A 12,574-nucleotide genomic window follows, 5' to 3' on the forward strand; every position below is an offset into this window, starting at 1 on the left:
TTACCAACCTTTTTTTGTGATGACCCGCTTGGGCTTTTTTGCTGTCTTTGGAGCCGCGCCTTTTTTTGCTGTCGCCACAAAAGCGGCGGCAATCAGCAGAGCGGCCAGCAAACTGAGCATACAAAGCAGCGGATTCCAATGGACGGCCGCATCATAGCTACGGTATCCGATCAGCCCCATGCTTGCGGTCACGGGATACAAATTCGCCAAGGTCATGCTCCCTGCCGCAAACATCCCGCCGTAGCCGTAGACGAAGGCTACCACCGCTCCAATTAAGTGCCCGTTTGGGATACGGGCGGCGATGGCGATGATTGGCAGAACCGCGATATAGAGGAACAGGCAGTTGAACGTGATCTGCAACCCGGCTTGCATGACTGCCGGAAAATCGCCGCCGGGGAAGCCCAAAAGGGAGGATGCCGTCACGGTGAACACGGTGCTGACGATCCCCAGGAACAGGGAGAGCAGTCCGCAGACGGCCAGCTTGCCAGCCAGCAGAGCGGGAAACGACAGGGGAACCGTCAGAATATTTTTCAGCGTGTCGTCCGTTCCCTCCCGGCTGATGATATATCCGGTAATCAAAGCGATGCACATGGGGAAAATTGTTGTGATGTTGTTCTTCAGGACCTGCTCCACGAAAAAGGAGAAGGTCCATACACTTCCATCCTGGGCGGTGGTGGAGAAAACGGTCAGCAGGACGGACAGCAGCATCAGGAAAACCCCTGCCCAGACCATGTGATACCGTTTCAGTTTCCAAACTTCAGTTTTCAGCAGTACTAGCATCTCAATCTCCCCCTCTCTTTTTATACAGCCGGTCAATCACCAGAATGGACAGGACAGCCATTGCACTCAAAATCAAGACGGTCTGCATTGTTGAGGGAATCAGGTATTGCAGTTCCCCCAAGCTGCCCTTGACGCCATGCCGAACCATATCCCCCGCGCACCAGAGGTTTGTGAGGGGAATCGGCATCAGCCAGCACAAAAACTTCGGCAGGGCACCGAAACTGCTTTCGGCGGTCAGGCTTAACACGCTGTAAAAGATGCACAGCAGAACGGAGAAGATATAGGTCTTGCTGAAAAAGACCACCAGCACTACCAACGGCAGGGTGCCCGCTGTGACGAAAACTCCCATCTCCACCGCCACCCACAGCTTATAGCCCAGCCCGCCCACCTCGGCAATCAGGCTCCCGCAGACGATGGTGACGGCGGCTGTGGACAGACAGAAGATCAGTCCGAACAGAAACAGAACGATAATTTTAGCGAAAATCATCTGGGTGCTGGTCACCGGGATGGTCCGCAGGTTTTTGAAGGTGTCGTTGTCCCGCTCCATGAAGAACAGCATGGCGGCTATGACACCGATGATACAGGGCAAAAGCAGCTCCACCCCATAGCCCAGGACAAACTGATAAAAGTCGTCAAAGAGCTCGGCTTTCGTGTCGTATCGGTCCATCATGCGGGGCGTCAGCATCATCAGTGCCAGCGGGAGCGGGAACAGGAACGCAGAGAGGATTACAAAAGGAATGAACTTCTTCCGTTTCAGCTTCGCCAGCTCGCAGAAAATCAGCTTAAGCAATCCCCTCACCCCCGGTCACCCGCTTGAAGTAATCCTCCAGGCTTTCCTCCACAGTTGCGGCCTCCGACACCTCCAGACCATACTGCACAAAGGCAGAAACGATCTTTGCCACGGGGACCTTGGCAGAATCCATCCGCAGATGGTGGCCGTCCTGTACAGTAAACTGATTTTCGTGGAAAGCACTGTTCAAGACCTCCGCCGCACGCCCCGTGTCGGAGACTGTGAAGCGGACATACCGGTCGCTCTTGGCTTCCAGGTCCGCAAGGCTCTCCTCCTCCAGCAGCACACCGTGGTCGATGATACCGATGTCATCCGCCAGCAGCGCCACCTCGGAGAGAATGTGGCTGGAGATCAGGATGGTCTTGCCCCGCTCGTCGCACAGCGCCCGGATGAAGGAGCGCACCTCCGCGATGCCGATTGGGTCCAGGCCGTTGATGGGTTCGTCCAAAATCAGCAGCTCCGGGTCGTGCATGACCGCCAGGGCGATGGCCAGCCGCTGCTTCATACCCAGGGAGTATTGGGAAAAGAGCTTTTTGTCCCGGTAAGGCAGGCCCACCAGCTCCAGGGCGTTCTTAATAGCCCCCTGATTTTTCAGTCCCCGCAGTGCAGCGAAAATACGCAGGTTCTCCGTCCCCGTCAGATTGGGATAGAAGCCAGGGGATTCGATCAGGCTGCCGATGCGGGGCAACAGCTTCTTCTCGTTACCAAGCAAGGGCTTTCCCCAGATCGTCACTTCCCCGGAGGTGGGCTGGGTCAAGCCCAGCAGCATCTTCATGGTGGTGGTTTTTCCGGCTCCGTTTCGGCCCAGCAGACCATAAATGCGGCCCCTCTGAACGTGGATGTTCAGCTCCGCCACGCTCTTTTGCGTCCCGTACTGTTTGGTCAGTTGTTTCGTTTCAATGACGATTTCGCTCATAGCGTTTACCTCCTTTGCGGGGTCAGTATACAACACCATCTTTGAGCTTTCCTTGAGGGAACCTTGAGATAACCTTGAGATTGTGCTGATGGCATATACAATTTTTAGTTTCTGCGCTATAATGAGTGCGGACAGGAGGGGCTTATATGCTGAACAGAGAAATTCTCGTCGTAGACGATGAAAAGGATTTGCGGACGATGATTCGCTCTATTTTCGAGAGCGCCGGATATACACAGATTACAACAGCGGCCTCCGGGCAAGAGGCGCTGGCGGTGATGGCGAAAAAAATACCCGGCATCATCATTCTGGATGTGATGATGCCGGATATGGACGGGTTTGAACTGCTCCAGGAAATTCGGGCTGTTAGCAAAGTTCCCGTTCTTATGCTCACCGCGAAGGGGGAAGCCGAGGACCGCTTCGCCGGGTTCGAGCTGGGGGCGGACGATTATCTGGTCAAGCCTTTTCTGCCAAAGGAACTGCTGTTGCGTGTCCAGGCAATTTTGAAACGGGCCTATCCTGAAAAAGAGCGGGTTGTTACGCTGAACGCTGCCGCAGTAGATTTAGACCGGGCTGAGGTTATTAGAGAGGGCCAGCGGACACCCTTGACCGCTAAGGAGTACAGCGTCTTTGAGAAGCTGGCGGAGAACGCGGGCCGGATTGTCACCATCGGCGTTCTCTGTCAAACGCTGTGCGGGGACATCTGGCAGGGGTATGAGACAACACTGATGACCCACATCCGGCACCTGCGGGAGAAGATCGAGGAAAATCCGTCAAAGCCCGTGTCGCTCCTGACGGTGAAGGGCCTGGGATATAAGCTGGTGGTAAAGGAGCCGGAGAAATGAAACCTGTGGAACGCTTCTTTCGGAAATACTTTTTATCTATGGTGGGCATCATCGTGCTGTTCCTGCTACTCAATGTTGTCCTGTTTTTCTCTGTGCTGATCTGGGCCTGGCAGACCTCGGAGACACCGGACCTCTCCATGAGCGAAATCTGTGACAGGATTACTCTGGACGGAACAGGACATTTGACAGCGGCTGGGGAGCTGGCCGAAATGTTGGAAGAACATCACGCCTGGGCCATGGTTTTGGACGATATAGGAACGGTCATTTTTCAGAGCAGACTGCCGGAGGAATTGCCCCGGCGGTACACGGCAGCGGACGTGGCAAAATTCAGCCGGTGGTATCTGGGGGATTATCCGGTCTATGTGCAGGAGCATCCCCAGGGGCTATTGGTAGTGGGCGGCGAAAAGGGCAGTCAGGCGAAGTATTACTTTTCTGTCAGTGAGAGCTATGCGAGAAAACTGCTTGTCGGGCTGGCTGCCGTCTTTCTGACCAATATCATTGTGGTGGTTCTTCTGATCTGGAAGAACACCCGGCACGTTGAAAAGGCGGTCACGCCCATTTTGCGGGGGATCGAAACGGTTTCCTCCGGCCAGTCGGTTAGCCTCCCGGAGAGAGGCGAATTGGCGGAGATCAACCGGCAGCTCAACAGGGCGGGGGCTTTTATTGCCAAAAAGGACAGCGCCCGCGCCGACTGGATCAGCGGTATCTCCCATGACGTGCGGACACCCCTCTCGGTAATTTTGGGTTTTGCCGGGCAATTGGAGGCTGACCAAACCCTCCCGGCCTCCGCCCGTGAACAGGCGTCCCATATCCGCAGGCAGGGGGAAAAGCTGCGGAGCCTGATTTCCGATCTGAACCTCACGTCCAGGCTGGAGTATTCCATGCAGCCCTTTCGGATGGAGAAAGTCTATTTCGTGGAGCTGGCGCGGCAAGTCGTCTGTGAGTTTTTGGACGGCGGGTTAGAGGCGCGGTATCAAATTATGTTTGATTCCAGCCAGGAGAGCGAAACAGCGTCCATCATGGGAGACGAAGCTCTGCTGAAACGTGCGCTGTATAATTTGATTCAGAACAGCGTCATTCATAATCCAAAAGGGTGCATAATTTCTGTTTCCGTAGCGCGAAATGAAACCGGTATAACCACCATGGTATCAGATGACGGCATAGGCGTGTCCGCTGAGAAGCTGGAGAAATTAAGAGCAACGGCGCATCATTTGGAAAGCACCGATGAAAGATTGAACCTGAGACACGGCTTAGGCGTTCTGTTGGTTCGGCAGATTGTTGAGGCGCATCATGGCACAGTGGAAATTGAAAGTACACCGCAAAATGGGTATCAGACAGTTTTAGTCTTTCCCGGCGGGGGACCATAAAGCAACGGAGAACGCTTATATACGTTCTCCGTTGCTCTTTATTTGATTTAGCTATAAACCAATTCCACAAAAATGATTTCCTCCACTTGGGCCTTGCAACGATTCATCAGGCCCACCCAGCGCATGGGGCCACGGGCTTTCAAATCTTCGGTGGCCCCGGCCTCCTTTGCCATTCCCGGCATCATACTGTCCAACAGGTCTTGGGCGGCGTCCTCGGTTTCCAGCAGATGGGCGTACAGCTTGCCCTCCATCACCAGTTCGGCCCAAACGATGGGACGATACTCTTTCAGATACCGCAACCGCAACAGACCATACTTGCCCAAACTGCGGTCAGGCGGCGGCTCTATCGTCAGGTCGGGGAGGTAGTAATCGCCCACTTTCACATAGTCCAATTCTATTTTCATTGCAAATCACTTGTCCTAAAAATTGGATTTGAAACAGCTTGTCCCATCGAAAATTTTAATAGGTTGTCCTTACACCATCGCCGCCGGAAAAGGCTTGTCCTACCAACAATCCAGTGTTTTCAAGGGTTTTCGGCCTTGTTGCGCTTACGCCATCGCCCCATCGGCGAGGGCTTCCAGGTCCTGATTCAGCTTTTGAATCTTGCCGTCAATATCCTCGGCCATCTGCTGCGGGGTGCGGCGCGTGCGCTTTACATTTTGCTCATCCATGGTTCATGCTCCTTTTTGATGTATGATTGAGAGAAAAATCTTATTAGAAATTATATCCAAAAACATCAAAACTAAATAGGCTCTGCTCCGCAACGTCAGCAAGACAAACAGCAGAAGCATAAGGCAAAACAGAGCGAGAGCGGCCCTCAGGGATAAGGAAAGGTTTGAGAGCAGCAGTGCAACGCCAATCACACAGACAGCGGTTTCCTGTAGGCGTGCCATGACGCGGTCCAGGCCGTAAGCGGTCTTGACCGTCCCAAAAACACCCTCCACAGCATTGCGGTCGCAGTTGTCCTGATACTCCAGTTTCTTTGCTTGACGGGACAGGCCGGGAGCTTTTGGCGGCTTTCCCAGGGCCGGACCGGACAGACGAATACCATGCTCTTTGCAAAAAGCCAGTGTCTGGCGGCTGCGGTAGATTTTGTCCGCCAGGATACGTTCCGGGTAACAGCCATAGCGCTCCCGGTACCGAGCCACCGCCCGCCAGAGGTCTTCCGATTCGTTGAAGGGCTCGAAGTCCAGCCGTTCGATCCTGGCATAGCCATCCACCAGACTGATATGCAGTTTTGAGCCAAACTCGGTTTTGGCGTGGGCTTTTCCCCGAACGATGGGCCGGACCCAGGGCTGGGCCAGACTGACGATGCGCCGGGGAATGCTGTGGGTCCCGGATTCAAACATGAGGCGCTGCTGCTCGTAGACAGTAGTCATGATATTCAGGCGGTCCGCCTGCTTTGAAGACAATTTTGCACCTTTTTGAACCAATTCAGCTATGTACCTGATATCCCGGCGGATGTATTGCAGCTGTTTGCGTATCGCGGAACGGATTGCTTTCCCACTGCGCTTCTTGCTTTTGGACAGACGGAGATAGTCCTTCCGGGCGCGCTTGCGGTACATCCGGGGCTTCTTCTGTCCTGCCGCTTTACACAGCTCGTCCACCGTTTTCTCCGCTTTCTCCCGCACTTGGTTGAGTAAATCGATGTCCTGAGGATAGGCGATGTCCGCGGGGCAGCATGTGGCGTCCAGAATCAGTGTCCCGCTGTTAGGCGGATCGTTCCCGTCATCCGAGTCATCCTGTTTCCCTGTCTCCGCTTTTGGGACAGACGCCTCCAGAATTGCTGCCAGGTCCTCCTCGCTGAACCGTTTCCGGAACGCTACCAGCGTGGACGCCCCGAACGGACACGGCCCGTACTCCTTCATGCCGATGAAATATTGCAGATACGGGTTTTCTCCAATGTGCTTCACCAGCCATTGGTCGCTGCATTTCAGCCGCCGCTGAATCAGCAGCGCCCCTAATGCCATCCGTGCCGGATGGGCCGGGTGACCATTGTTCACGAATCGCGCTGCATACCGCTCCTCCGCTATCTCCCACGGAACCAGCGCCGCCAGTTTCACCCAATCGTTTTCTGGGTCCAGTTTCCCATATGGAAAGATGAAATCTTCCATCCGAAGCTGACTGTTGTCCTTATACATCCACTCCGCCCCCTATAAGTGCACGCTTTTTCCTTGCTTTTTCCCAATTCCCTTGCACCTATTCTACCATATTTCATCCCATATTGCTTGTCTTCTAAGCAGTTTGAGGTTACGAAGCAGGCCCTAAATAGTTGTTTCTATCATAGCATAGGAAGCGCATTTTGCAAACAGGTTTTCAAATAAAAAATGGGCGGCGGAAGCGTAAAAGATACGCTCCCGCCGCCCCTCCGTGTCAAAGACCCTCGAATTTCTGTATCAGGTCATATACCTCATGCCATACCCGGTCATAGCCCTGCCGCAAATCCTCCACATCCTGGGCATAGAGGTTGCGTGTCTCGTTGCATCGGCGGGTGATCTGGTTCACATTGCTGGAGATCGAGCGGAGCAGTCTCACCAGTTCCTTTACACACTCCATATTCAACTGGACGATATACCCGTCCACCGCCATCTTCCGCAGATACCCCCGCAGGTTGAACGTGCCCAGCAGGGCCATTTTCTGGTCGATCACCTCCTTTTCCTCCGGGGACACCTTGGTAAACAGGCCCACCGTGCGGCCCTCGTTCTTCCTCACAGCACATCCCCCCGATAATGGCTTTTCTCGGTGCCAGCAGCTACCGGCGCAGGCGGCGTGTAGCTTCTCAACGCCGCCCGAATAGACGGTTTATCGCCCCCCGGTACGGGCGGCGCAGACGGCTCCTGCGGCGGTTCCTTGCCATCTCCCTGCTCTTTGTCCTTTCCGCTCTCGGCATTGTCCAGTTCAGCGTTCAGTTCGGAAAGCCGGGCCGACTTTGCCGCCAGTTCTTCCTCCTGGGGGAAGGGCCGCGCCGCTTCTTCCCTGGCGTTTTCCAGATTGCCCTCCAATGTGACCAGGCCCCGCTGCTGCTTTTCCAGACTTTCCGTGATCTTCTCCAACGCATTATTGATGCGGGTCACGTTCCCCAAAATTTCATCTGCCAGTTCCGCCGTATAGGTGAGATTCTGCTTCATTGTCACAACAAACTTTTCACCCTTTAGCTGAACCTGCATGGGGAAGCCCCGGAACTGGCCCAAATCAAGGGGCTTATCCGGTTCGGTCATACTCTTGCAGGCGGCAAGAATGGCCTCGCCTGCCGCTTTGCGCTCTGTGTATGTTTTTCCGCGGACGGTCATAGAAAAGGCGTCGTCCCTTACCGGGTGCATATCCCGAATTTGCATATCCTCCGTCAATGCCCGGATGAACATTCTGGCCTCCGCCATCTTCTGAGGGTAGTGTCAACGCCGATATGAAATTGTAAGAAAAGGCCGAAGAAATTTTGTTGTTTTTCGGCGGTAAGGGGGGGGACAAAATCAAGCGTTTCCTTGCTCAAAAAGAGTGTTCACGATTTGCTGCTTCTGGCGCATAAATTCCTTGCGTTCTTTCAGGCGGTAAGACTCGCCCTTGATGTTGATAACGGTGCAGTGATGCAGGACACGGTCCAGGATGGCGGAGGCGATGGTGACGTTGGCAAAGACCTCGTTCCACTGGGAGAAGGTCTTGTTGGAGGTAAAGACGGTGGACGTCTTTTCATACCTTCTGGCAATCAACTGGAAGAACAGGTTTGCGCCCTGGATGTCCATGGGGAGGTAGCCGATCTCGTCGATGATAAGCATCCTGTACTTGGCGAGAACCTTGAGCTTGTCCGGCAGACGGTTCTCAAAATGGGCCTTCTTGAGCTGCTCAATAAGCTGATGGCAGTTGATGTAGTAGGTGGAAAAGCGATGCTGTGCCGCCACAAGGCCCAGAGCGGAGGCCAGATGGGTCTTGCCCACGCCGGGCGGGCCAAGGAAGACCACATTCTCCCCGTTTTCCAGGAAGCGCATGGTGGCCAGTTCGTCGATCTGGCGCTTGTCGATGGAGGGCTGGAAGGAGAAATCGAAGTCGTCCAGGGTCTTCTTAATGGGGAAGCCGGACATCTGGATCTGCTTCTCATAGGCCCGTCTCCGCTTGGATTTGGCTTCTTCTGAGAAAATGTGATCCAAAACCTCCACAATGTTGAGATCCTCCGCCACCGCCCGTTCCAGGTAATTGTCCAGAATCTCCAGGGTGTTTTTCATCTTAAGGGCTTCCAGGTTTTCCCTCAGCCTGTCCATAGTAAATTCAGTCATACAGCACCTCGTCATATCTGGACAAATCGGAGGGTTTCAAGGGAAAATCAATCACTTTGTCCTGTTCCAGCAGAACATTTTCTGCATCCATCGTCTGTTTCAGCGTAAGCCTTCTATAGTGCTGAGGATTGACAACCATGTCCTTTCTCTGATACGATATTCGGTGCAGAGCGATCTGCTTTCCCTCGTAATATGCTGCTAACATGCTGTCGAGGGCCACGACTGCCACATCTTTGCCGACATACTCCGCTGGCACGGAGTACTGATTGCCGGCGTAGGAGATGAGGCAGTCTTTTTGTACCCGCCTAAGGTTGATCTTGTCGATGATGTACTCACGAGAGAGGGGACTCAGGCCCTCTTTTTTCAGCCGCTCAAAGGGAATCTCGTTGGTGGTGGCGTGGACTTTCCCATTGACCTTATTGCACCAGGCCAGGGCCTGTCCGTTCAAGTCCGCCAGACTGTTGTACTGGATCCCCACCATAAAATTATCTCTGACAAACTGCACCGTCCGCTCTACTTTCCCCTTCGTCTGACCCCGATATGGCCGGCACAGAATTGGCTTGAATCCATAGAAGCCCGCGAAATCCTCAAACTGCCGGTTCAGCGTGGAGTCCTCCTGCTTCAGCAATCGCTTGATGACCACCTGCTTCATGTTATCGTACAGAATCTCCTCCGGGTAGCCTCCAAAGTACCGAAATGCGTTCTGATGACACCGGATCAGTGTGTTTGTGCTCATATCTGTGACAAATTCGATGTACCGCATCCTTGAGTACCCCAGAATCATGAGAAAGCAGTACAGCTTCTTCCACTTTCCGTCCTCGTATACCAGGTGATCCTCGAAAAATCCCCAGTCCATCTGCCCTTGCTTTCCTGGCATCGTCTCAAACCGTACCGTCGCCTTCTCATTCAAGTCCATCTTCCGGCTGCTCACATACGCCTTGACGATGCTGTAGCCCCCGTCAAATCCCATTTCCCGCAGCTTCTCCAGGATCCGCAGCACTGAATACGGCACCTCCTCCAGCCACTCGTCCACGATCTGCTTGTACGGGTCCATCTTTGTGGGCTTGGGTTCGCTCAATGTGTACTCCGGCTTCTGCGGCGATTCCGCGTACCGCTTTGCTGTTCGCGGGTCCATGTGGTACTTCCGGCCCAGCTCCACATAGCTCAGCCCTTTTTGTCTGTCGCTTCGGATATCCATCCACTGTGCTCCTTTCATTTCCTGACTCCCTTTCCGGGCTCTTTTTCGCCCTGATTGGGAGTCTATCTTTTTTCCCTCCTCTCCGCCACAAAACTACATTTTTTCCTCGGCGTTTTCTTTCATTTTATCATTGGCGCTGACAGTTTATAGTAAGTTGGTTAGGGGTCGGTTTTCCGTCCAACGCAAAGGTCGGTTTTCCGTCCTTATGAGGGTCGCTTTTCCGGCTATCAGAGGGTCGGTTTTCCGGCTGTAAACTGTACCCAAGATTATGGACAGCAGGAAAAATGGAGACCCAGGTTGGTGGACAGGTTAAAAAGTAAGGACGTACCCTAAAAGTGGACGAAACAAGTAATGAAAGAAAAGGGATATAGGACAAGAGTATGTTCTAAGGGCAGGGCTGTGTGATAAAATGAAGCCAATAGAAAGGGGCATCACACATGGCACGGAAAATGTTTACCCAGGAGCAGGTGCGGGTTATGGCAGAAAATCCATACACGCTCCATGTGTCCACCACGCAGATCACCTTCACAAACACATTCAAGGAAGAATTCTGGCGGAGATACCAGGAAGGGGATACACCCAGAACGATTATGTACGATTTGGGCTATGATCCGGAGGTGCTCGGGAGGAACCGTCTCAGCGGCATCCAGAACGTAGTGTGCAAGCAGGCGGTTTCAGCGAAAGGGTTCCATGAGCGGCCGCAGCGCAGACGCGGAGAGGGGTCTGCTGAAGGCGGAGACACAACTACCCAGGCTCAGCTGCGGCAGATGCAGCATCGGCTGAAATATCTGGAGCAGGAGGTGGAATTTCTAAAAAAAATATCCTCTGCCAGAGGTGGACGAAAGCAAGGGCCGCGGCCATGAACGAGGCTTCCACCATCTTTTCCCTGATCCACCAGACGTTATCCGGCGGTGAGAACGAACTATCCGTATCCATGATGTGCCAGACAGCCGGGGTTTCCAGGTCCGGCTACTATGCGTGGTTAAACGCCGCTTCGGCCAGGCAGGTGCGGGAAGCACAGGATCGCGCTGATTTTGAGCTGGTTTTGGAGGCATACAACCGGCGGAGATATTCCAAAGGGGCGCGGGGCATCTATATGTGCCTTATCCACAATACTCCGCCGGTGGTTATGAACCTGAAAAAGATACGCCGGTTGATGAAAAAATACGGCTTGCAATGTCCGATTCGGAGGGCAAACCCTTACCGCAAAATAAAAAACGCAATGAAAACGAATCATTACGCGCCTAACCTTTTAGACCGTGAATTTGAGAGCTATGGCCCCCGGCTTGTGCTCCTCACGGACATTACTTATATCCCCTGGGGTGGGTCGTTCCTCTACCTCTGTGTGATCATGGACGCCTATACAAAGCAGGTGCTTTCCTATACCCTCAGTCCATCCTTGGATGTTGACTTTGTGCTGGACGCGGTGGATATTTTGATGCGGGAACATGGCGTCTCGCTCCATGCAGAGACTGTGATCCACAGCGACCAGGGCTGCCATTATACCAGCTGCAAATTTATTGAACTCGTTGAACACAACGAGCTTCGCCGCTCTATGTCCCGCAAAGGAAATTGCTGGGACAATGCGCCACAGGAGAGCTTCTTCGGGCATATGAAAGATTTGATTGATTTGACGGGCGATCCCTCTTTTGATGAGGTAAAGGCGATCATTGACGATTATATGTCGTATTACAACAACGAGAGGTATCAATGGGATTTGGCAAAGCTCTCTCCCAACGAATATTTCTCCTTTGTCACTACCGGCATTTATCCTCTTGATCTCCCCAGCAAACCCTCGCCGCCTGAAATCTCTAAAACCCCCAATGAGCTTGGTGCGCACACTTTGGAGCCAGAGATAGTTTCTGATCCTTTAATTAGGTGACAAATAGTTGAGATTCATTCAGCCTGCTGTCCTTTTTGATGTCTGTCCAAATATTGGGGTGTCTATTTCTTATTTTGTCCTTGACAAAGGGTACACTTTACTGTATGGCTGTCATATGGTCGGAAAACTGTACCACTGGCATTTGCGGTATTTTCACATAAAGGCGGTTGGGTGCGGAGAAGCCCCGGCGTTCCCTCACCAGAAGCCCGGCAGCGTCCAGCTCGTTCAGTGCGCTTTTTATGGCGGTGCTGCCTTTATCCAGCATTTCCGTTATCTCCGAAACGGGGTAGACAATATACGTCCTGCCCTCGCTGTCCTGCCAGCCGTTCTTCTGTGAGAGGGTGGAACGGTCAAGAAGCAGCCCATAGAGCAGCCTTGCGGTATGCGACAAGTCCATTTTCAGCAGAAAATAGGGATAGGGCAGAAAACGGGGCAATATGGTGTCGGCTGTGATGTAATCGGTTATGGTTCTCACCTCCTGTCTGTGGCTTCCTGTTACGCAGTTAAAACGGCATTTTCGTGGGTAAAGGATAA

Annotated in this window: 15 protein-coding genes; 4 read left to right on the forward strand and 11 right to left on the reverse strand. The window is 53.3% G+C overall.

Annotated elements, in window-relative coordinates; all coding sequences use genetic code 11:
- The 3 genes from VV088_RS10695 to VV088_RS10705 are packed head-to-tail and all read right to left on the reverse strand — an operon-like array spanning position 1 to position 2,486.
- Positions 1-780 (reverse strand): ABC transporter permease, encoded by a 780-nt coding sequence (locus VV088_RS10695; protein ID WP_334600661.1) that lies wholly within the window; start codon positions 778-780, stop codon positions 1-3.
- A 1-nt stretch (position 781) separates the two neighbouring features.
- Complete coding sequence (locus VV088_RS10700) at positions 782-1,579, reverse strand: ABC transporter permease (RefSeq protein ID WP_442913144.1); 798 nt, start codon at positions 1,577-1,579, stop codon at positions 782-784.
- Entirely contained in the window at positions 1,563-2,486 is a 924-nt protein-coding gene (locus tag VV088_RS10705; RefSeq protein ID WP_334600663.1) for an ABC transporter ATP-binding protein, read from the reverse strand. The genes VV088_RS10700 and VV088_RS10705 overlap by 17 nt, the downstream gene beginning before the upstream one ends.
- A 146-nt stretch (positions 2,487-2,632) precedes the next feature.
- Here VV088_RS10705 and VV088_RS10710 point away from each other — a divergent pair, with 146 nt between their 5' ends.
- The gene (locus VV088_RS10710; protein WP_334600664.1) at positions 2,633-3,328 is read left to right on the forward strand and encodes a response regulator transcription factor; all 696 of its coding nucleotides are present in this window, start codon (positions 2,633-2,635) and stop codon (positions 3,326-3,328) included.
- Positions 3,325-4,695 carry a sensor histidine kinase gene (locus VV088_RS10715; RefSeq protein ID WP_334600665.1) on the forward strand — a complete coding sequence of 457 codons (1,371 nt, stop codon included), beginning with the start codon at positions 3,325-3,327 and terminating at the stop codon, positions 4,693-4,695. The genes VV088_RS10710 and VV088_RS10715 overlap by 4 nt, the downstream gene beginning before the upstream one ends.
- A gap of 47 nt (positions 4,696-4,742) precedes the next feature.
- Here VV088_RS10715 and VV088_RS10720 read toward each other — a convergent pair whose 3' ends face one another.
- The 7 genes from VV088_RS10720 to istA all read right to left on the reverse strand — a co-directional run bounded on the left by VV088_RS10720 (position 4,743) and on the right by istA (position 10,176).
- A complete protein-coding gene (locus VV088_RS10720; RefSeq protein ID WP_334600667.1) occupies positions 4,743-5,099 on the reverse strand; it encodes a TnpV protein in 357 nt (118 codons plus the stop codon).
- Positions 5,100-5,243: 144 nt separating this feature from the next.
- Positions 5,244-5,366 carry a hypothetical protein gene (locus VV088_RS10725; protein ID WP_325305495.1) on the reverse strand — a complete coding sequence of 41 codons (123 nt, stop codon included), beginning with the start codon at positions 5,364-5,366 and terminating at the stop codon, positions 5,244-5,246.
- A gap of 3 nt (positions 5,367-5,369) precedes the next feature.
- Complete coding sequence (locus tag VV088_RS10730) at positions 5,370-6,836, reverse strand: IS5 family transposase (RefSeq protein ID WP_334600668.1); 1,467 nt, start codon at positions 6,834-6,836, stop codon at positions 5,370-5,372.
- A 232-nt stretch (positions 6,837-7,068) separates the two neighbouring features.
- On the reverse strand, positions 7,069-7,407 hold the full coding sequence (locus VV088_RS10735) for a plasmid mobilization protein (RefSeq protein ID WP_334600669.1): 339 nt from the start codon (positions 7,405-7,407) through the stop codon (positions 7,069-7,071).
- Complete coding sequence (locus tag VV088_RS10740) at positions 7,404-8,057, reverse strand: hypothetical protein (RefSeq protein WP_334600671.1); 654 nt, start codon at positions 8,055-8,057, stop codon at positions 7,404-7,406. The genes VV088_RS10735 and VV088_RS10740 overlap by 4 nt, the downstream gene beginning before the upstream one ends.
- Before the next feature lie 105 nt (positions 8,058-8,162).
- Complete coding sequence (gene istB, locus VV088_RS10745) at positions 8,163-8,960, reverse strand: IS21-like element helper ATPase IstB (RefSeq protein WP_334600672.1); 798 nt, start codon at positions 8,958-8,960, stop codon at positions 8,163-8,165.
- The gene (gene istA / locus VV088_RS10750) at positions 8,953-10,176 is read right to left on the reverse strand and encodes an IS21 family transposase (protein ID WP_334600674.1); all 1,224 of its coding nucleotides are present in this window, start codon (positions 10,174-10,176) and stop codon (positions 8,953-8,955) included. Before istA ends, istB begins: the two co-directional genes overlap by 8 nt.
- A 419-nt stretch (positions 10,177-10,595) precedes the next feature.
- Between istA and VV088_RS10755 the strand changes: the two genes are divergently transcribed.
- Together VV088_RS10755 and VV088_RS10760 are read left to right on the forward strand one after the other, a co-directional pair.
- Complete coding sequence (locus VV088_RS10755) at positions 10,596-11,021, forward strand: HTH domain-containing protein (RefSeq protein WP_331486427.1); 426 nt, start codon at positions 10,596-10,598, stop codon at positions 11,019-11,021.
- Positions 11,018-12,040 carry an IS3 family transposase gene (locus VV088_RS10760; protein ID WP_334600675.1) on the forward strand — a complete coding sequence of 341 codons (1,023 nt, stop codon included), beginning with the start codon at positions 11,018-11,020 and terminating at the stop codon, positions 12,038-12,040. The genes VV088_RS10755 and VV088_RS10760 overlap by 4 nt, the downstream gene beginning before the upstream one ends.
- A 97-nt stretch (positions 12,041-12,137) precedes the next feature.
- Here the strand turns inward: VV088_RS10760 and VV088_RS10765 are convergent, their stop codons facing one another.
- Complete coding sequence (locus tag VV088_RS10765; protein WP_442913145.1) at positions 12,138-12,515, reverse strand: replication initiator protein A; 378 nt, start codon at positions 12,513-12,515, stop codon at positions 12,138-12,140.
- Positions 12,516-12,574 lie beyond the last annotated feature (59 nt).

Source organism: Lawsonibacter sp. JLR.KK007 (assembly GCF_036941135.1).
Classification (GTDB): domain Bacteria; phylum Bacillota; class Clostridia; order Oscillospirales; family Oscillospiraceae; genus Lawsonibacter.

What these genes read in the sequence shown, in the direction of transcription:
- VV088_RS10725 (WP_325305495.1), bottom strand. Translation starts at nt 5,366, where the DNA reads ATGGATGAGCAAAATGTAAAGCGCACGCGCCGCACCCCGCAGCAGATG.
- VV088_RS10760 (WP_334600675.1), top strand. Translation starts at nt 11,018, where the DNA reads ATGAACGAGGCTTCCACCATCTTTTCCCTGATCCACCAGACGTTATCC.
- VV088_RS10755 (WP_331486427.1), top strand. Translation starts at nt 10,596, where the DNA reads ATGGCACGGAAAATGTTTACCCAGGAGCAGGTGCGGGTTATGGCAGAA.
- VV088_RS10710 (WP_334600664.1), top strand. Translation starts at nt 2,633, where the DNA reads ATGCTGAACAGAGAAATTCTCGTCGTAGACGATGAAAAGGATTTGCGG.
- VV088_RS10740 (WP_334600671.1), bottom strand. Translation starts at nt 8,057, where the DNA reads ATGTTCATCCGGGCATTGACGGAGGATATGCAAATTCGGGATATGCAC.
- VV088_RS10720 (WP_334600667.1), bottom strand. Translation starts at nt 5,099, where the DNA reads ATGAAAATAGAATTGGACTATGTGAAAGTGGGCGATTACTACCTCCCC.
- istB (WP_334600672.1), bottom strand. Translation starts at nt 8,960, where the DNA reads ATGACTGAATTTACTATGGACAGGCTGAGGGAAAACCTGGAAGCCCTT.
- istA (WP_334600674.1), bottom strand. Translation starts at nt 10,176, where the DNA reads ATGAAAGGAGCACAGTGGATGGATATCCGAAGCGACAGACAAAAAGGG.
- VV088_RS10695 (WP_334600661.1), bottom strand. Translation starts at nt 780, where the DNA reads ATGCTAGTACTGCTGAAAACTGAAGTTTGGAAACTGAAACGGTATCAC.
- VV088_RS10705 (WP_334600663.1), bottom strand. Translation starts at nt 2,486, where the DNA reads ATGAGCGAAATCGTCATTGAAACGAAACAACTGACCAAACAGTACGGG.
- VV088_RS10715 (WP_334600665.1), top strand. Translation starts at nt 3,325, where the DNA reads ATGAAACCTGTGGAACGCTTCTTTCGGAAATACTTTTTATCTATGGTG.
- VV088_RS10730 (WP_334600668.1), bottom strand. Translation starts at nt 6,836, where the DNA reads ATGTATAAGGACAACAGTCAGCTTCGGATGGAAGATTTCATCTTTCCA.